The 20,222-nt window shown below is 45.1% G+C and carries 10 protein-coding genes, 3 rRNA genes and 2 riboswitches; of the genes, 1 reads left to right on the forward strand and 12 read right to left on the reverse strand.

The genetic code is table 11. The features are described 5' to 3' along the window. Window positions 1–144 precede the first annotated feature (144 nt). From MKY84_RS11905 to MKY84_RS11920, 4 genes are read right to left on the reverse strand one after another with little or no spacing between them, the layout of a single operon-like run. Window positions 145–1,158, reverse strand: coding sequence for a dipeptide ABC transporter ATP-binding protein (locus MKY84_RS11905; protein WP_342526255.1), 1,014 nt, complete (start codon window positions 1,156–1,158; stop codon window positions 145–147). After that, complete coding sequence (locus tag MKY84_RS11910) at window positions 1,130–2,158, reverse strand: ABC transporter ATP-binding protein (protein ID WP_342528891.1); 1,029 nt, start codon at window positions 2,156–2,158, stop codon at window positions 1,130–1,132. The genes MKY84_RS11905 and MKY84_RS11910 overlap by 29 nt, the downstream gene beginning before the upstream one ends. A gap of 19 nt (window positions 2,159–2,177) precedes the next feature. Next, entirely contained in the window at window positions 2,178–3,125 is a 948-nt protein-coding gene (locus MKY84_RS11915) for an ABC transporter permease (RefSeq protein ID WP_342526257.1), read from the reverse strand. 12 nt (window positions 3,126–3,137) lie between these two features. Next, entirely contained in the window at window positions 3,138–4,043 is a 906-nt protein-coding gene (locus MKY84_RS11920) for an ABC transporter permease subunit (protein WP_342526258.1), read from the reverse strand. Window positions 4,044–4,464: 421 nt separating this feature from the next. Between MKY84_RS11920 and MKY84_RS11925 the strand changes: the two genes are divergently transcribed. After that, window positions 4,465–6,096: a glutathione ABC transporter substrate-binding protein gene (locus tag MKY84_RS11925; protein ID WP_342526259.1), complete on the forward strand. Its 1,632-nt coding sequence runs from the start codon at window positions 4,465–4,467 to the stop codon at window positions 6,094–6,096. Between the two features lie 1,027 nt (window positions 6,097–7,123). On the opposite strand, the gene rrf is transcribed toward MKY84_RS11925, so the two are convergent. The 8 genes from rrf to MKY84_RS11965 all read right to left on the reverse strand — a co-directional run bounded on the left by rrf (window position 7,124) and on the right by MKY84_RS11965 (window position 20,135). Continuing rightward, window positions 7,124–7,239 (reverse strand): 5S ribosomal RNA (gene rrf / locus MKY84_RS11930). A gap of 45 nt (window positions 7,240–7,284) precedes the next feature. Continuing rightward, a 23S ribosomal RNA gene (locus MKY84_RS11935) occupies window positions 7,285–10,210 on the reverse strand. 188 nt (window positions 10,211–10,398) lie between these two features. Further along, window positions 10,399–11,953: ribosomal RNA gene (locus MKY84_RS11940) — 16S ribosomal RNA — on the reverse strand. The 16S, 23S and 5S rRNA genes sit together here, the layout of an rRNA operon. 436 nt (window positions 11,954–12,389) lie before the next feature. Continuing rightward, window positions 12,390–13,721, reverse strand: a complete 1,332-nt coding sequence (locus MKY84_RS11945) for an NCS2 family permease (RefSeq protein ID WP_342526260.1) — start codon at window positions 13,719–13,721, stop codon at window positions 12,390–12,392. Between the two features lie 103 nt (window positions 13,722–13,824). Continuing rightward, window positions 13,825–13,926, reverse strand: a riboswitch (purine riboswitch). A 76-nt stretch (window positions 13,927–14,002) separates the two neighbouring features. Further along, a complete protein-coding gene (guaA, locus tag MKY84_RS11950; RefSeq protein WP_342526262.1) occupies window positions 14,003–15,556 on the reverse strand; it encodes a glutamine-hydrolyzing GMP synthase in 1,554 nt (517 codons plus the stop codon). Between the two features lie 142 nt (window positions 15,557–15,698). After that, window positions 15,699–15,800, reverse strand: a riboswitch (purine riboswitch). Between the two features lie 32 nt (window positions 15,801–15,832). Continuing rightward, a complete protein-coding gene (locus MKY84_RS11955; protein ID WP_342526264.1) occupies window positions 15,833–18,010 on the reverse strand; it encodes a transglutaminase domain-containing protein in 2,178 nt (725 codons plus the stop codon). Further along, window positions 18,007–19,188: a DUF58 domain-containing protein gene (locus tag MKY84_RS11960; protein ID WP_342526266.1), complete on the reverse strand. Its 1,182-nt coding sequence runs from the start codon at window positions 19,186–19,188 to the stop codon at window positions 18,007–18,009. Before MKY84_RS11960 ends, MKY84_RS11955 begins: the two co-directional genes overlap by 4 nt. Then, the gene (locus MKY84_RS11965; protein ID WP_342528892.1) at window positions 19,185–20,135 is read right to left on the reverse strand and encodes a MoxR family ATPase; all 951 of its coding nucleotides are present in this window, start codon (window positions 20,133–20,135) and stop codon (window positions 19,185–19,187) included. The genes MKY84_RS11960 and MKY84_RS11965 overlap by 4 nt, the downstream gene beginning before the upstream one ends. Window positions 20,136–20,222: the final 87 nt, after the last annotated feature.

The raw sequence follows: 20,222 nt of genomic DNA on the forward strand, positions 1-20,222 counted from the left end.
GAAATGAAGTTACTTGTCTTACAAATCTTCGCTAATGACCTAGAAATCGAGTTACTTGCTCCAGAACGCTCGCTCAGCCAAAACGAACAGCGTCCTCCCCTTCTATACCAAAAAAGCCCCACCCAGAGGGCGAGGCTTTGAAACTTAGTAATTTGGTTGCATAGCGCCAGCAGTAATTTCTTCCATGTAATGACACGCCGCTTCATGACCCTCTTTCATCAACTCAGAAGTGCGTAGCTTTGGCTCTTCTGAACGACACTTGTCAGTTGCAAACGGGCAACGCGTATGGAACCGGCAGCCGGTTGGTGGATCGATTGGAGATGGCACATCACCTTTTAATACAATGCGTTCTTTCTTCTTATCTGGGTCTGGAACCGGGATAGCTGAAAGCAATGCTTTTGTATACGGGTGTTGTGGGTTTTCAAACAAGCTGTTCTTGTCCGCAATTTCTACAATTTTCCCCAGATACATAACGATAATTCGGTCTGAGATGTGACGAACTACACCTAAATCATGAGAAATGAACAGATACGTCAAGTTGAATTCTTCTTGAAGATCTTCAAGTAAGTTAAGTACTTGTGCTTGAATGGATACATCAAGAGCGGAAACAGCTTCATCACAAATGATCAGTTTTGGATTAACAGAAAGCGCACGGGCGATGCCAATTCGCTGTCGTTGTCCACCGGAAAACTCATGTGGGAAACGATCGGCTTGATAAGGAAGCAATCCTACTGTTTCGAGAAGTTCTTCAATACGTGCACGACGTTGATTAGCCGGAAGAACATTTTGAATCTCCATTGCCTCATTTAATACAGACGCTACAGTCTGACGAGGATTAATTGATGCATAAGGATCTTGGAAAATGATCTGCAAATCTTTACGGTAGTCACGCATTTGACGCTTGCTGATGTCAGCTAAGTTAACTCCCTGGAACTCTACTTTACCTTCTGTAGGTTCTTCGAGTCTTAAGATCGAACGGCCAGTTGTCGACTTCCCACAACCTGACTCTCCTACAATACTAACCGTTTCACCTTCATAAATCGTAAAGCTAATATCATCGACTGCTTTAACATGATTGACAGTACGGCCTAAAAATCCGCCTTTAATTGGAAAGTATTGTTTCAATCCTTCAACCTTTAGCAATTCTTGTTTCGCCATAAAGCGTTACCTCCTTCTCGCCTGTCCATTCATCTGAATAGATCCAGCAACGGATTTGGTTTCCAGCTTCATCTTCTACTAGCTCTGGCAGTTTTGCGCGACAAAGGTCCGTCGCCGCGGGACAGCGTGGTGCAAAACGGCAACCCGTTGGCATTTCGTGAGGACTTGGTACATTTCCTTTGATAGGAACCAGTTTCTCTTGGTCAATGTCATGACGTGGTAATGAGTTTAACAATCCAATTGAATAGGGATGTTTCGGATTTTTGAACAACGAGCGAATGTCTGAGTATTCGACAACTTGGCCAGCATACATAACTGCAACATAATCACATGTTTCTGCAACAACACCCAAGTCATGAGTAATGAAAATAACGGACATACCTAAACGTTCCTGCAGTTCTTTAATAAGTTCTAAGATTTGTGCTTGAATTGTTACATCAAGTGCCGTTGTCGGCTCATCTGCAATCAAAATTTCAGGGTCACAAGCTAAAGACATGGCAATCATGACACGCTGACGCATACCACCTGATAATTCAAACGGGTACGCTTTGACACGTTTATCTGGTGAAGGAATCCCTACTAGCTTTAACAATTCGACAGAGCGAACCATTGCTTGCTTTTTGTTCATTCCTTGGTGAGCGATCAAACTCTCACTAATCTGCTGACCTACTGTATAAACTGGGTTCAATGATGTCATAGGCTCTTGGAAAATCATTGAAATTTCATTTCCACGAAGCTCCCGCATCCGCTTTTCAGTGGCTTTTACGAGGTCTTCTCCTTTATAGCGAACTTCTCCACCTTTGATTTTCCCGTTTTCTGCAAGCAAACGAAGAATGGTTAAGGACGTAATACTTTTACCTGATCCAGACTCCCCTACAATACCGATTGTCTTTCCTTTTGGAACATCGAAGCTCACGCCATCTACAGCGCGCACTTCACCTCTATCCGTAGAGAAGGACGTCTGCAGGTTTCTCACTTCAAGTACATTATCTTTTGAAATCAAGTCAAGACACTCCTTCCTAGTTTAAATCAATACGTTTATTTAAGTAGCGATATGAAATATCAACAAGTAAGTTTACAACTACAAATACTACAGAGATAACAAGTACTGTCCCTTGTACAACAGGGAAGTCACGGGTACGAATTGCATCAATTGTCAAACGTCCCATACCATTGATAGCAAAAATAGTTTCCGTTAATACGGCTCCACCAAGGAAGCCACCAAATTCTAGTCCAACAACCGTGACTACTGGAATCAATGCATTTTTAAGAGCATGACGATAAACGACAATACGCTCCGTTAATCCTTTAGCACGCGCTGTACGGATATAATCTTGGCCGATTACTTCAAGCATAGAAGAACGAGTCATTCGGGCAATGATGGCTGCACCACCAGTACCAAGTGTTATAACAGGAAGAACAATCTGTCTCCAGTCATCTCCCCAACCAGAAGGCCTCATCTTCAAGAACTCTAATGATTCTGGCATCCAGTTTCCAATAGCAAACCACTGTATTAGAAGCAGTCCAAACCAGAAGTTTGGCATTGAAAGACCAAATAGCGCAATGATCATCACGGTCACATCGGTTAAGGTGTAGTGCCGCACTGCAGAAATAATCCCAGCAATCAATCCTAAGAATACTGCAACAATGGTAGAATAAAAGGCCAGTTCGAAGGTCACCCAGAACTTGGTCGAAATTTCATCCATTACTGGTCGTCCTGAACGAATCGAAGAACCCAAATCACCTTGTAAAGCATTTCCTAGAAATGTTCCGTATTGAACAGGTAACGATTCGTTTAATCCAAGTCGCTCACGGATGTTATCAACAGTTTGTTCTGACGCTCCTTCACCAGCAATTATTTTCGCTGGGTCACCAGGTACGAGGTGCATTAACGAGAATACTAATATCGTTACCCCGAGTAACACTGGAATGGTCTGAAGAAGTCTTCGGATAATATATTTAGTCAACGTTAGTCACCCCTATTTTTTCATTTTTGGATCTAATGCGTCACGAACTCCATCGCCAAAGATGTTGAACGCAAGTACAACTAGCACAATCATAATTCCTGGGAATAATGCAACATGACCAGCCTCATACATATATTGACGACCTTCATTTAGCATCGCACCCCACTCCGGAGCTGGTGGCTGTGCACCAAGGCCAAGAAACGCTAATCCAGCACCTGTTAAGATGGCTGTTGCAATACGTAAAGATGCTTGCACAATAATCGGTGACATAACATTCGGTAAAATATGTTTAAAGATAATTCGAAAATCTGATGCACCGAGTGCTCGAACCGCATCAATGTATTCAAGCTTTCGGACGGATAAAGTTGAACCACGAACAATACGCGCGAATGCTGGAACAGAGAAAATACCAACAGCAATAATTACGTTCGTCAAACTTCCTCCAAGTACTGCTACGATAGCAAGCGCTAACAAAATCCCTGGGAATGCTAAAAGAACATCCATCAAACGCATAATTAGCGTATCAATCATACCGCCGTAATAGCCAGACACGATACCAAGGATAACCCCGATAACACCACCGACTAATACAGATAAGAATCCTACATATAATGTAAGTTTCATTCCAAAGACGATTCGCGTGAAGATATCACGCCCAAAACTATCTGTTCCAAACCAGTGTTCAGCAGAAGGACCTTGCAGCTTATTTGCAACGCTCGTTCTGTTTGGTTCCATGTCCGTAAATGTTGAAATGATCCAAGGACCGACAAAGGCCATGACAATGAAAAATAGAATCATGATGCCACCAATAAGAGCCGCTCTGTTTTTGGCAAGTCGACGCCAAAATTGTTTGAAGCTCTCTAGTTGCGGATTCACCTTTTTGGCTGTCACAGGATGATTCACTGTTTCCTCACTCATGAAGTTAACACCCTTTCTTATTTAACTATTCTGTCAAAAACGTAGACTAGCTTATTTTACAAGATTCACGCTTATATGACTAGTTTAGATTTATTGAAAAAAACTACATTACTTTATTATCAGAATAAACAGAACAAAATATTATTATATTAGAGAAAGCTTATTTTAACATGAAAGCGCATACAACACTCTATAATTGATATATCAATATAATTTTCTACAGAAATATATGTCTTATACTGGTAACCAAATCATAAAAATATTATTTTTTTCTTTTTTGTAGATCTATTAATCCACCTTCTTTATCTACTAAATGGAAATATTTACCTTGTACCACAATGTATAGTATGGTATATTATTTTTTGAATATTATGTTCACTCTAATATTCAAAACATTTAATGTATAGGGGGCAATTCACGTATGGCTATTAACAAAAAGTCACTTTTGTTCCTTCTGCTGACGCTTATGCTTGCACTAGTTCTTGCAGCTTGCGCAGGTGGTAGTGATAACGAAAACACTACTGAAGATCCAGCAGAAGAAACAGAAGGCACAGAAGGTACTGAAAATGCTGGAGCAGAAGGCGGCGACTTAATCCTTGCTGTATTATCAGATGCTTCTTCACTTGATCCTGCTGGTTCAAATGATGTTCCATCTTCAGTCGTTCAGGCAAACATCTATGAGACACTAGTTAACCGTGATGAAAACAATGAAATCGTACCAGGTCTTGCTGAGTCTTGGGAGCAAGTTGATGAAACAACTTGGTCATTCAAATTACGTGAAGGCGTAATGTTCCACGATGGCGAAGAATTCAATGCTGAAGTTGTGAAAGCAAACTTGGATCGTATCCTTGATCCTGCTGTAGCTTCTCCACGTCTCTTCCTATTTGAAATGATTACAAATGTTGAAGTTGTTGGTGATTACGAAGTAAACATCACTACTGAGTACCCATTTGCACCATTACTTGCTCACCTTTCACACAACGGTGGCGGTATGGTATCTCCAGCTTCTATTGAAGCAGATTACGAAGCATTAAATGGTGGTTCTGATCCAGGTTCTGTTATCTCACAAGAACCAGTTGGAACTGGATTCTTCAAATTTGATTCTTGGACTCCAGGTTCAGAAATCAAACTTGTAAAGAACGAAGAATATTGGGGTGAAGACGGCGCGAAAGTAGATTCAGTTACATTCCGCGTTGTTCCAGATTCACAAGTACGTGCTGCTGATCTTGAAACTGGTAACGTACACATCATCGATCCAGTTCAACCAAACGAAGTTGAACGTATCAACAATTCTGGCGTAGCATCTGTAAACCAAAAAGCTTCTTCAAGCTTAGCTTACCTTGGTTTCAACACAGAAAAAGCACCATTTGACAACCCATTAGTTCGTCAAGCAATCTCTAAAGCTATCGACCGTGAGTCTATCATCAGCGGTATCTACGATAACTACGGAATTCCAGCAATCGGACCTTTAGCACCTGGTATCTTCGGATACACTGAAGACATCGATGTTGTAGAATACAACATGGACGAAGCTCGTGCTCTTCTTGAAGAAGCGGGTATGGCTGATGGTTTCGAAACAACAATTTGGACAAACGATAACCCACAACGTCAAGCAATCGCAATTTTAGTTCAAGAAGCATTAGCTGAATTGAACATCACTGTTGAAATTGAAGTTATGGAATTCGGTACGTACCTAGAGAAAACTGCTGCTGGTGAGCACGATATGTTCATCCTAGGTTGGTCTAACCCAACTGGTGACGCTGACTACGGTATGTATGCATTGTTCCACTCTTCACAAAAAGGTAACCCAGGTAACCGTTCATTCTACGAAAACCCAGAAGTAGACGCATTACTTGATCAAGGTCGCCAAGAAGCAGATCCAGCCGCTCGTGAAGCAATCTATGCAGAAGCTGCTCAGTTATTAACTGATGACGCTCCAATGGCATTCTTACTTCACACTGAGTACTTGACTGGTGTCGCTGACAACGTACAAGGATTCGATATCGGCACTGACGGTATCTACCAATTACGTAATGTAACAATCAACGAATAATCTAGTTACTAGAAAACCTCTTTCCACTTCAGTGGAGAGAGGTTTTTTTGTGCGGATCCAGGGGGTGCGACTTGGGTTGATTGTGACGTTAAGTTTGCTGATTGTGACGTTGATTGCGCTTATTCTGACGTTAACTCGCTCCATTATGACGTTAGCGTTCCTCACTCTTACATTGCTGATATTATGTAAACTATAGTTGCAGTTTTTATAGTTCAGAGTGTGTTTTAAAAAACCAAATCTATGTTACGACGCTTATACAAAAGAGCAAATTAAGAACGAAGAAGACTTGGGCCTCCCTATTCGAGCGGCCCGAGCGCGATTCTTCTTAGTTTGCTCTCTCACAATCGTTTCCAGCTGTATCAGGCGTGTTGAAGTGCTTCATTTTAGTTGATGCCCAAGCCCTTGCTAGAAAGAGCTCTTGGACACTCCAGGGCTTTCTAGGAAGGACTTTGTACTTTTCAGCACTCACAAGTCAGTGCTTATTTTAAACACGCTTGAGTGGCTGTCCAGACAGAGTAAGTCCTAGCTTTGGGTTGCACAGGGGTGATGTTGACAGAACTACGGTAGCGTTTCGATGAGTAATTGAAGAGTTTCGGCGATTATGTCGAAGGTTTTGCCGATTGTGTCGAGAGTTTCGACCTCTATTTTCTGCGTTTCACACGATGCTGCTATTATGGAAACCAATTTGTGTCAGGTCGACCCTAGAGCTGCCCAAGCCCTTGCTAGAAAGAGCTCTTGAACACTCAAGGGCTTGCTAGGAAGGGCTTTGTGATTGTCAGTACTCACAGACAACTCTGCGGTAGCGTTTCGACGACTAATTGAAGAGTTTCGGCGATAGTGTCGGGGGTTTTGTCGATTGTGTCGGGAGTTTCGCCCCCTATTTTACGCGTTTCACCCGATACTCTTGTTATGGAAACTAAATCGCCGCTCTCTACCGGAAGATTCCCAACCCAAGCCCTACCCGTCTCAAAAGATCTCTCTGAACGCAAAAAAAAGCCACCCCTGACGGGATGACCTTCTTGTGTGTGCCCAGCGACGTCCTACTCTCACAGGGGGAGACCCCCAACTACCATCGGCGCTGAAGAGCTTAACTTCCGTGTTCGGTATGGGAACGGGTGTGACCTCTTCGCCATCATCACTAGACCTTGAGCCTGTTCGCTCAAAACTGGATAGAACTTCATTGATTTTTTGGTTAAGTCCTCGATCGATTAGTATTCGTCAGCTCCACACATCGCTGTGCTTCCACCCCGAACCTATCTACCTCATCGTCTTTGAGGGATCTTACTTACTTGCGTAATGGGAAATCTCATCTTGAGGGGGGCTTCATGCTTAGATGCTTTCAGCACTTATCCCGTCCACACATAGCTACCCAGCGATGCCTTTGGCAAGACAACTGGTACACCAGCGGTGTGTCCATCCCGGTCCTCTCGTACTAAGGACAGCTCCTCTCAAATTTCCTACGCCCACGACGGATAGGGACCGAACTGTCTCACGACGTTCTGAACCCAGCTCGCGTACCGCTTTAATGGGCGAACAGCCCAACCCTTGGGACCGACTACAGCCCCAGGATGCGATGAGCCGACATCGAGGTGCCAAACCTCCCCGTCGATGTGGACTCTTGGGGGAGATAAGCCTGTTATCCCCGGGGTAGCTTTTATCCGTTGAGCGATGGCCCTTCCATGCGGAACCACCGGATCACTAAGCCCGTCTTTCGACCCTGCTCGACTTGTAGGTCTCGCAGTCAAGCTCCCTTATGCCTTTACACTCTACGAATGATTTCCAACCATTCTGAGGGAACCTTTGGGCGCCTCCGTTACACTTTAGGAGGCGACCGCCCCAGTCAAACTGTCCGCCTGACACTGTCTCCTGCCCGGGTAACGGGCATGGGTTAGAACTTCAATACAACCAGGGTAGTATCCCACCGACGCCTCCTCCGAAGCTGGCGCTCCGGGCTCTTAGGCTCCTACCTATCCTGTACAAGTTGCACCAAAGTTCAATATCAGGCTACAGTAAAGCTCCACGGGGTCTTTCCGTCCTGTCGCGGGTAACCTGCATCTTCACAGGTACTATAATTTCACCGAGTCTCTCGTTGAGACAGTGCCCAGATCGTTACGCCTTTCGTGCGGGTCGGAACTTACCCGACAAGGAATTTCGCTACCTTAGGACCGTTATAGTTACGGCCGCCGTTTACTGGGGCTTCAATTCGCACCTTCGCTTGCGCTAAGCACTCCTCTTAACCTTCCAGCACCGGGCAGGCGTCAGCCCCTATACGTCACCTTACGGTTTTGCAGAGACCTGTGTTTTTGCTAAACAGTCGCCTGGGCCTATTCACTGCGGCTCTCTCGGGCTTTCACCCTGTCAGAGCACCCCTTCTCCCGAAGTTACGGGGTCATTTTGCCGAGTTCCTTAACGAGAGTTCACTCGCTCACCTTAGGATTCTCTCCTCGACCACCTGTGTCGGTTTGCGGTACGGGCACCTCCCGCCTCGCTAGAGGCTTTTCTTGGCAGCGTGAAATCAGAAACTTCGGACTACGTCCTCCTCGTCACAGCCTGGTGTTGTAGATGCGGGATTTGCCTCACATCACACCTCACTGCTTGAACGTGCACTTCCAGCCGCACGCTTCCCTATCCTACTGCGTCCCCCCATCACTCAAATGGCGGGGAGGTGGTACAGGAATATCAACCTGTTGTCCATCGTCTACGCCTATCGGCCTCGACTTAGGTCCCGACTGACCCTGAGCGGACGAGCCTTCCTCAGGAAACCTTGGTCATACGGTGGATGGGATTCTCACCCATCTTTCGCTACTCATACCGGCATTCTCACTTCTAAGCGCTCCACCTGTCCTTCCGGTCAAGCTTCGACGCCCTTAGAACGCTCTCCTACCACGCATACCCTAGGTATGCATCCACAGCTTCGGTGAACCGTTTAGCCCCGATACATTTTCGGCGCAGCGTCACTCGACCAGTGAGCTATTACGCACTCTTTAAATGATGGCTGCTTCTAAGCCAACATCCTGGTTGTCTAAGCAACGCCACATCCTTTTCCACTTAACGGTTACTTTGGGACCTTAGCTGGTGGTCTGGGCTGTTTCCCTCTTGACTACGGATCTTATCACTCGCAGTCTGACTCCCAGATACAAATCATCGGCATTCGGAGTTTGTCTGAATTCGGTAACCCGGGATGGGCCCCTAGTCCAAACAGTGCTCTACCTCCGAGATTCTTTATCTGAGGCTAGCCCTAAAGCTATTTCGGAGAGAACCAGCTATCTCCAGGTTCGATTGGAATTTCTCCGCTACCCACACCTCATCCCCGCACTTTTCAACGTGCGTGGGTTCGGACCTCCAGTGAGTGTTACCTCACCTTCATCCTGGACATGGGTAGATCACCTGGTTTCGGGTCTACGACCCCATACTCATTCGCCCTATTCAGACTCGCTTTCGCTGCGGCTCCGTCTCCTCGACTTAACCTTGCATGGAATCGTAACTCGCCGGTTCATTCTACAAAAGGCACGCTATCACCCATTAACGGGCTCTAACTACTTGTAGGCACACGGTTTCAGGATCTGTTTCACTCCCCTTCCGGGGTGCTTTTCACCTTTCCCTCACGGTACTGGTTCACTATCGGTCACTAGGGAGTATTTAGCCTTGGGAGATGGTCCTCCCGGATTCCGACGGAATTTCACGTGTTCCGCCGTACTCAGGATACACTCTGGAGGGCAATGGGTTTGGACTACAGGACTTTTACCTCGTGTCGTGGGCCTTTCCAGACCGCTTCGTCTACCTATCGCCTTTGTAACTCCGTATAGAGTGTCCTACAACCCCAAGAGGCAAGCCTCTTGGTTTGGGCTCTTCCCGTTTCGCTCGCCGCTACTCAGGGAATCGATTTTTCTTTCTCTTCCTCCAGGTACTTAGATGTTTCAGTTCCCTGGGTCTGCCTCCGACCAGCTATGTATTCACTGGAAGGTAACATGCCATTACGCATGCTGGGTTTCCCCATTCGGAAATCTCCGGATCAAAGCTCACTTACAGCTCCCCGAAGCATATCGGTGTTAGTGCCGTCCTTCATAGGCTCCTAGTGCCAAGGCATCCACCGTGCGCCCTTCCTAACTTAACCTAAGTTAGTGCTCCTCTAAAAAAGAAGAGACTTAAGGTCACACGTCAATTGCTTGACGTTGTGTTTGTTACAATCAATGTCGTTCTATCCAGTTTTCAAAGAACAGGTTCTGAATGTATGAACATTCAAAACTGAACTGCAAGACGTCAAGTCTCAGACCCAAGGGTCTGTTCCGAAATATTCCTTAGAAAGGAGGTGATCCAGCCGCACCTTCCGATACGGCTACCTTGTTACGACTTCACCCCAATCATCTGTCCCACCTTCGGCGGCTGGCTCCATAAATGGTTACCCCACCGACTTCGGGTGTTACAAACTCTCGTGGTGTGACGGGCGGTGTGTACAAGGCCCGGGAACGTATTCACCGTGGCATGCTGATCCACGATTACTAGCGATTCCAGCTTCATGTAGGCGAGTTGCAGCCTACAATCCGAACTGAGAATGGTTTTATGGGATTGGCTTGCCCTCGCGGGTTTGCAGCCCTTTGTACCATCCATTGTAGCACGTGTGTAGCCCAGGTCATAAGGGGCATGATGATTTGACGTCATCCCCACCTTCCTCCGGTTTGTCACCGGCAGTCACCTTAGAGTGCCCAACTGAATGCTGGCAACTAAGATCAAGGGTTGCGCTCGTTGCGGGACTTAACCCAACATCTCACGACACGAGCTGACGACAACCATGCACCACCTGTCACCGCCGTCCCCGAAGGGAAGGCCTAGTCTCCTAGGCGGTCGGCGGGATGTCAAGACCTGGTAAGGTTCTTCGCGTTGCTTCGAATTAAACCACATGCTCCACCGCTTGTGCGGGCCCCCGTCAATTCCTTTGAGTTTCAGTCTTGCGACCGTACTCCCCAGGCGGAGTGCTTAATGCGTTAGCTGCAGCACTAAGGGGCGGAAACCCCCTAACACTTAGCACTCATCGTTTACGGCGTGGACTACCAGGGTATCTAATCCTGTTTGCTCCCCACGCTTTCGCGCCTCAGCGTCAGTTACAGACCAGAAAGCCGCCTTCGCCACTGGTGTTCCTCCAAATCTCTACGCATTTCACCGCTACACTTGGAATTCCGCTTTCCTCTTCTGCACTCAAGTCCCCCAGTTTCCAATGACCCTCCACGGTTGAGCCGTGGGCTTTCACATCAGACTTAAGGGACCGCCTGCGCGCGCTTTACGCCCAATGATTCCGGACAACGCTTGCCACCTACGTATTACCGCGGCTGCTGGCACGTAGTTAGCCGTGGCTTTCTAATGAGGTACCGTCAAGGTACCGACAGTTACTCCGGTACTTGTTCTTCCCTCACAACAGAGTTTTACGATCCGAGAACCTTCTTCACTCACGCGGCGTTGCTCCATCAGACTTTCGTCCATTGTGGAAGATTCCCTACTGCTGCCTCCCGTAGGAGTCTGGGCCGTGTCTCAGTCCCAGTGTGGCCGATCACCCTCTCAGGTCGGCTACGCATCGTGGCCTTGGTGAGCCGTTACCTCACCAACTAGCTAATGCGCCGCGGGCCCATCCTGTAGTGACAGCCGAAACCGTCTTTCAACATCGGACCATGAGGTCCGATGGATTATTCGGTATTAGCCCCGGTTTCCCGGAGTTATCCCAATCTACAGGGCAGGTTGCCCACGTGTTACTCACCCGTCCGCCGCTGAATCGAGAGGAGCAAGCTCCTCTTTTCATCCGCTCGACTTGCATGTATTAGGCACGCCGCCAGCGTTCGTCCTGAGCCAGGATCAAACTCTCCATAAAGAGAACTTAATATAAGCTCATTTTGTTGCTGGCATCTGTTACTTTTAAAAAGTAACGATATCCATTTTTGAACGTCCATCACGTCCGTTTATAGGAAGTGACTTGGTTCGTGTTTGCGTCACGCACACCCAACGGGGGTCGGGGCGGTGACGCTCTATCTTGACGTCTTGCATGTTCAGTTTTCAATGTTCATATGTCGTCTTGAGACAACTTTAATATCATAACAAATCTTATGATATGTTGTCAACCATTTGTTTCGTTCTCTCTTGGCGACCTTTGTATCTTATCATCCTTTTAAATACAGAGTCAACTAAAATGCAGTAAAAATATAATAACACTTTATTCTGAAAAGTACAAGTGTGTTCTTGAGAAAAACATCGCTTCTTTCTCTACTAAAAAAACCTACCGAAATTCGGTAGGTTTTTGGAGTTTCTTCTTATAAGAAGATAAAGTATGCCAAGAAGACAAAGAACAAGCCATACATAATAGGATGAATTTCTTTAGCTCTTCCAGCTACTAACATAGTAATCGGGTAGAAGATAAACCCAATAGCAATCCCTGTAGCGATTGAATAAGTTAGTGGCATCATCAAAATGACGAAGAATGCTGGTACTGCCACTTCAAAACGTGTCCAATCAATTTTTCCGATTGAACTTACCATTAATACTCCGACAATGATCAATGCTGGAGCCGTAACACTTGCCGTAATGACACTTAATAATGGGTAGAAGAATAAGGATAATAAGAACAAGATACCTGTGACAACTGCTGCAAGTCCTGACCTTGCACCAGCTGCTACACCTGCTGTTGATTCCACATAAGATGTAGTCGTTGAAGTTCCGACGATTGCACCAGCTGTTGTAGCGATTGCATCAGACAACAACGCTTTGCTTGCACGTGGCAACTTTTCATCCTTCATTAAACCTGCTTGATTGGCAACTGAAATCAATGTACCTGCTGTATCAAAGAAATCAACAAACAAGAAAGTTAGAACAACAATTAGGAATTGTACAGTTAATAATGATGTAGGATCATTAAAGATCGGTTCGAACGCTACACCAAATGTAGAGCTAACACTTGGAACTTCTCCAATAATTCCTGATGGCATTGGCACAAGAGAGAAAATCATACCGATGATAGCAGTAATCGCTAAACCGTAAAAAATACCGCCTTTAATTCCTTTCACCATCATAACAACAGTGATGATGAGACCGAAGATTGTTAATAATACATTTGGATCTGCTAGATTACCAATCCCTAAAAGGACAGCATCGTTGTTCACGATAATTTGTGCATTTTGAAGACCAATAAACGTAATAAACAATCCGATACCAGCACCGACTGCGTATTTCAACTCACTCGGTATAGAATTAATGATGACTTCACGAATACCTGATAACGATAAGACAATAAAGATAAGTCCTGAGAATAACACCCCTGTAAGAGCTACTTGCCACGGAATTTCCATAGTCAGTATAACTGTATAAGCAAAGAATGCGTTAAGCCCCATCCCTGGAGCCAGAGCGATTGGGTATTTGGCGAGCAGACCCATAACGAGAGAACCAATGGCAGCAGCTAATGCCGTTGCTGTAAAGACCGCCCCTTTGTCCATGTACATGGAATCTGGTAGTCCAGGTACTGTCTCGAGCGAAAGTGTGAGTGGATTGACAACTAAGATGTAGGCCATAGCCAAGAATGTAGTCAATCCCCCGATAATTTCTCTGCGGTAATTTGTGCCTAACTCTTCAAAACGAAAATACTTTTTCATAATTTCCTCCTGGTTTGTCGCGCGGTACAAGCCTTTCCCACAAAAAAGAGAGTATACGAAAAATCGTATACCCCCTAAAATAAGCAAAACAAACCAACAAATGTCGGAATGCAGTGCTCATCGTAGTCAGATCATTTACGGTGATCCGGTAGAGACGTTCGGGCCTTATTCCCAAATATATACGACGACATTATTAAATTTATAATCGTAGAATAACACCGACTCGAAAGAGAGTCAATACAAAATACGAACATTCTTTATAGTTTTTAAATTAAAGTTCGTTATTCCCACTCAATCGTTGCTGGTGGCTTAGAAGTAATATCATAGACAACTCGATTGATGTGGTTGACTTCATTGACCAAACGAACAGAAATGCGTTCTAGAATATCCCACGGGATACGAGCCCAATCAGAAGTCATTCCATCGATAGAAGTTACAGCACGTATGCCAATCGTATAGTCGTATGTGCGAGCATCGCCCATTACACCTACACTACGGATATCAGGTAGCACTGTGAAGTACTGCCAGATGTCACGGTCAAGACCAGCTTTTGCAATTTCTTCACGAAGGATTGCATCGGATTCACGAACGATTTCTAGTTTTTCTTCTGTCACTTCACCAAGAACACGAATCGCAAGACCCGGACCTGGGAAAGGCTGACGCCAAACTAAACTTTCAGGAAGACCAAGTTCTGCACCTAATGCACGTACTTCATCTTTGAAAAGAGTGTTTAATGGCTCGATCAATTCAAACTTCATATCCTCAGGAAGTCCACCTACGTTGTGGTGGGACTTAATCGTTTGAGCAGTAGCTGTTCCACTTTCGATAATATCTGTATAAAGTGTTCCTTGCGCAAGGAAATCCATGTCCGGAAGCTTAGCTGCTTCGTCATCAAATACATAGATAAATTCATTACCGATGATTTTGCGTTTCTTCTCTGGATCAGAAACTCCTGCAAGTTTCGACATAAAGCGCTCCCGTGCATCGATCTTAATCACATTCATGTTGAAGCCGTCAGCAAAGATCTTCATTACTTCATCTGCTTCATTCTTACGAAGCAAGTTGTGGTCTACGAACATACACGTCAATTGGTCCCCGATTGCTCTGTGAATCAATACTGCTACTACAGATGAATCGACGCCTCCTGAAAGTGCGCATAGAACGTTTTTGTTCCCTACTTGTTGGCGGATTTTTTCTACTTCCAGCTCGATAAAGCTTTCCATAGACCAATTGCCTGTAGCACCACACACTTTAAATACGAAGTTTTCGATCAACTGATTGCCATAAATCGAGTGACGAACTTCAGGGTGGAATTGCACGGCATAAAGGTTTGCTTCTACATTGGCCATTGCTGCCACTTCACATGAAGGACTAGTTGCAATGACTTCAAATCCTGGGGGCGCCACAGTTACATGGTCACCGTGACTCATCCAAACCACTTGGTTGTCTGGTAGCGCCTCAAAAAGCTGCGTAGCATTTTGAACTTGAATGTCGGCTTTGCCGTATTCACGTTGCATCGCACGTTCCACTGTTCCACCGTAGTAATGCGCCATCAACTGCATTCCATAACAAATACCGAGGATCGGAATGTCTAGGTCATAGATAGCAGGGTCTACGTGAAAAGCATTGACGTCATAAACTGAATTAGGACCACCGGAAAAGATGATACCGACCGCGTTCATTTTTTTGATGTCTTCAGCTGTGATGGTATGGGGATGAAGTTCACTGTATACGCCAAATTCACGAATGCGACGTGTGATCAATTGATTGTACTGGCTACCAAAATCGAGTACCACGATTTTTTCTTGTTCCTGTAGTAAAGGAGCAGCTGTCATGTGTTGTCCACCTCATTGTGTAGTATCACAGGTTCTGTCATGAAAAAAACGCATAGATGCCTTGATCTATGCGTTCTGGTGCGGTCTACGAAATCCATCTTTAAATGAATCACTAAAAGGACGAATAAAGCCAGTGCATGTGCATGGCGATATCCGTCCTCATAGTCAAGTCATTTACGGTGACTTGGTAGAGACATCCATACCAGATTAATGGACATATACGAGGCCTGTGTAGATATTGAATTGTACCTAGTGTACAGCCTTCGTAGGTCAAAATCAACCGCTTAGGCGATTGATTAAATATTCCCAACTTTCCCGCAAGTGATCTGGATTTTCAAGAGGTGCTTTCCCATACAATTGACGCTCATATTGGGAAGTTAGTTTTTTCATATGATCCCCACCAAAATAGTTGTCGATTTGGGCTGCATACCGACTTAACGTAAATCCAGGTTCTTTCGGCAACCCATACAGAGTTAAGTATCTCAGCAATTGCTGATACATCTTCTCGTACTCTGCTTCAGTCTTCGCACTTCTACTATATCTAGAGAGCATCACTTTAGGCAGCCACTTCAAACGCCACTTGATGAGAGCCCCACCAACTACTAGCAAGACTGCCAGTAGGCCAATTAGCCACCATTTTTTATCAGCTAACCAGTCAGTAAATGGTTTGATCGAGAAACTCGACTCATTTGCAGATGATTGTTCGGGTGTCTCCAGTTCTTGCTCTTGCTGTTGTTGCTGTTCGATTTCTTGTTGTTCCGCAGCAAGGGCGTCATCCGGGCTCAGCTCAATATCGAATTCAATATCTGGAGTATTAGTAAAACCGATGGTAGGCTCAAAATTCATCCAACCAATTCCCGGAAGATAAGCCTCCACCCATGAGTGGGCGTTGTTGTTAGTCACTTGAAAAACTTGTTCTCCGTTTTCAGTCTCAATAACTTCTCCCGGTGCAAATCCTTTTACCCAGCGGGCAGGAATATCTGCAGCACGCAAGAGCACCACCATGGATGTCGAGAAGTTGTCACAGTACCCAAGTTTCGTATCAAACAAGAATTGATCCACATAATCTGTATCGTCCTCTGGCACGGCAACATCGTTTTGACTGTAGGTAAATCCATTGGAACGGAAGTATTGTTCAATTGCTTTTGCTTGATCATAAACACTTTGTTGTTCTGCAGTAATTTCTAAAGCCAAATCACGCACGCGCTGCGGAAGAGTATCGGGTAACTGAAGGAACGGCGCAAACTCACTCCCTAATTGCCCTAAGTCCTCGATAGCCGTTGAACGTAAATCACTCAGTAGATAGTATGATTCAGCAAAGTCCACTACATAACTTTCAGGATTGACAACTCCAGACTCGTTCACGGCATCAAAGCGGTTCATGCTTTGATTGAAGCGCACATCAAAATTATCCACGTCACTCGCAATAGCTGTCGCTCCGTACGTGTGGAACAAGAACGGAAATTCTGACTGCATATCAAAAGCTAACTGCTCTCCCTCTTCGTCCTCGCTCGGAGGAAAGTCTAAAGAAAACGCTTCTCCCGTCTGGTAGTAATCGTAAACAAGTTGTGGTTCAGACTGAATCCACCCTTTAGATGTATAGGTGTCTTTAGTTTCCACTCGGTAATAGTTGCGAGACGTGCTGCGCACTTGGAAAACCTCTGTGTCATCACTTAAGAAGGAGCCGCCCAATTGTTCGTCATTCTCATCATAACCAACCTTGTTAATTGAACTTCCCCCACCTGCACCAATGCCTGAATCAGGATTTGATGAGTAGAAATAAGGGACTGGATCCGGCCACAGTGGACCTGCTTTCGGCAAGACGATGGCCGCTGCGACAGAGACCAATAGAACTCCTGCTGTAAACGCCACACCTAAGTAGTTAATTTTTTTCTGTTCTTGATGTAGGCGGAATAAAAATAATAACGCACTGACACCTAAACCGATGACAAATACTCGAACAATGGCAGCAGAGCCGTCATACGGTGTGAATGTGTCGAGAATACCTATGATGGTGACAGTCAGAACAAAGAAAATAAAGAGAGTGGCTCGCATACGAATCCAATAACCAATCAAATAAACAGTCATCCACAGTAACACGAAAAATAAAATTGTACGGAATGGATCTGTCATTTGGGTGAGGTCAAGCGCCACTAGTTGGCCAATATTGTAAAAAATCTCAGATATGAAAAAGCGAATGCTATCACTTGAAGCTACAGGATGTTCAGAATAGATCGAAACAATAAACCAGTAGATATAAGCAATCTTCAAAAAGCCACTTAACCACCAAGGTGTTTTCAAAAACTGCAATAAGAATGAGATGGCAACAAAGATATAAAAAATGCGTATGTAGCCAATATTCGTGAGTTCTGCGATTGGGCCGAGCCATTCAATCAATAACAGTAGCGCGGCAAAAAAGGTCAGGGCCTCCATTAGGAAAGTACGATTCTTCATCGTTTCGCCACCTCCCCAAACGCATCGACAAATTGTGTAGGCGTCAATGTAATGATCGTCCAACCTCTTGCTTGGGCATAGTCTTCCACTGGCACTTCAGTGGCAGTTAACCTTGGTGCCCCTTCAGCTTTAATCACAAAACAGATGCCTTCTCGTAAGCGAGGCGTCATATTCGTGAGTGCCTCGATGCGTTCTTTTTCTAATTGAGCGGTGATGCAGATAATGCCTTTAAAATTACCTAGACGTTTATCATCTGAAATTAATCTTCGCATAGATTTGGAGTCAAGCGGTTCTAAAGTGGCTAGCTCACGCTTGGCTTTTTCAACATGTCCTTGATGCTGGACGACCGGTAATAGAAGTCCTTGTGGGCCAGGAATAATGAAAGACCCTGTTGAATCAGAAGATTCCATTGCTTGCACGACCGACAAAGTAAAATCGATGGCATCATCAAAACTCGAACCAATTGTTCGGTCGACATAGACAAGAGTGTCTTGAGCTTGTCTGTCTTCAAAATCTTTGGTGCGAAGGGTTTGGCTTTTTGCGAAGGATTTCCAGTCGATCCAAGAAACACGGTCTCCTGGTTGGTACTCCCTGACACCCGTAGCGACCGAATTTTCTTTGTGCGCTTGAAAACGAGCTCGAGCCGCACCTTGATCATAATTTGAGGCGATTGGTGTATAAAGAAGGTCCGTCACACGTGGATAGACGGTTACTTGTTGGGGACTCGAGATGACCCATTTTTTTCGTAACCAGCCTAACAAGTCCACTAACTCTACCTCGATAGCGTCAAATTGATAAACGCCGCGTGGTAGTTTTTCGATTGAATAATTTAGTAGGATTTCTCGGCGGAAACCGATAAAGACCACACGTTGTTTAGCTTCATGCTCCGGAAAAGGTGGTTGATCTTTGACCTTCATATAATACAGTGGCCACCAATCGGTACGCTTGATATGGAGCACCACATTTAGCGTTTGACCACGCGTTAGTTCACCCTCTGTCAGTTCACGAACCGCTGTCATCTTTCGAACAGGGTAAAAATAAATGATTACTGCAAAGAGCAGGAAAGGAATTGTTGCGTACAGTAAAAACCAGCTGACGAACCCCCCTTGAAACATGGCATAGGCAAAAATGGTAAAGCCAAGTACGAAAAGGCCAATCAAACCTAGATGGTGTTTCATGTCAGAACATTCCGTTCCACTGGCACTGGCGTGCGCTTGATAATGTCCTTCAATATAGACTGGGTGGCCATGCCTTCATAACGTGCCTCTGGCTTAAGAATAATGCGGTGAGCAAAAACAAATGGCGCTAAATATTGAATATCATCTGGCGTCACGTAATCCCTGCCTTGCATGAGAGAATAGGCTTGAGCAGCACGCATAAGTGCAATAGATGCACGCGGACTAGCGCCTAAATAAACGTACGGATCATGGCGTGTTCGAGTAGCCAGTTCTACGATGTACCCTTTTAGCACATCCGAAACGTGAACGGCTCGTACTTCTTTTTGAATGGCTATCAATTCATCGACCGTAATGACGGTATCTAACTCCTCAATAGGTACATTGTGTTCTAAACTATTTAACACTTGAATTTCTTCGGCTTGAGTTGGGTACCCCATTTTTAGTTTCATGATAAAACGATCTAGTTGAGCTTCAGGTAATGGATACGTTCCTTCATGTTCAATAGGATTCTGGGTTGCCATGACAAAGAATGGTTTTGGGATAGCCAGTGTTTCCCCATCGACGGTCACAGAGGATTCTTCCATGCCCTCTAGAAGAGCAGATTGGGTTTTAGGTGAGGTACGATTGATTTCATCAGCGAGGACGATATTGCCCATGATTGGTCCTGGGCGAAATTCAAACGCCATTTCCTTTGGATTGTAGATGGACACACCTACAACGTCAGATGGCAATAGGTCTGGTGTAAATTGAATACGCCTAAAATTAGCTCCAGTGGATTTGGCTAGAGCTCGAACAAGCATCGTTTTTCCGACGCCTGGAACATCTTCGAGTAAAATATGTCCACCCGCTAGAAAAGCAGCTACTGATAATTCAGCGACTTCACGTTTCCCGATGATGACTTTACTAATATTCTCTAGTACTTGATCTATTTTTACTTTGGCCTCCATTGCACTCTTCCCCTCTATATTGCCGTTCATTTTTCGAAAATTTTGTCAGTTCCCTTTTAGCATACCGAATGACCTAGGAGAAAACAA

It is taken from the genome of Chryseomicrobium sp. FSL W7-1435 (genome assembly GCF_038595005.1).
Taxonomy (GTDB): Bacteria; Bacillota; Bacilli; order Bacillales_A; family Planococcaceae; genus Chryseomicrobium.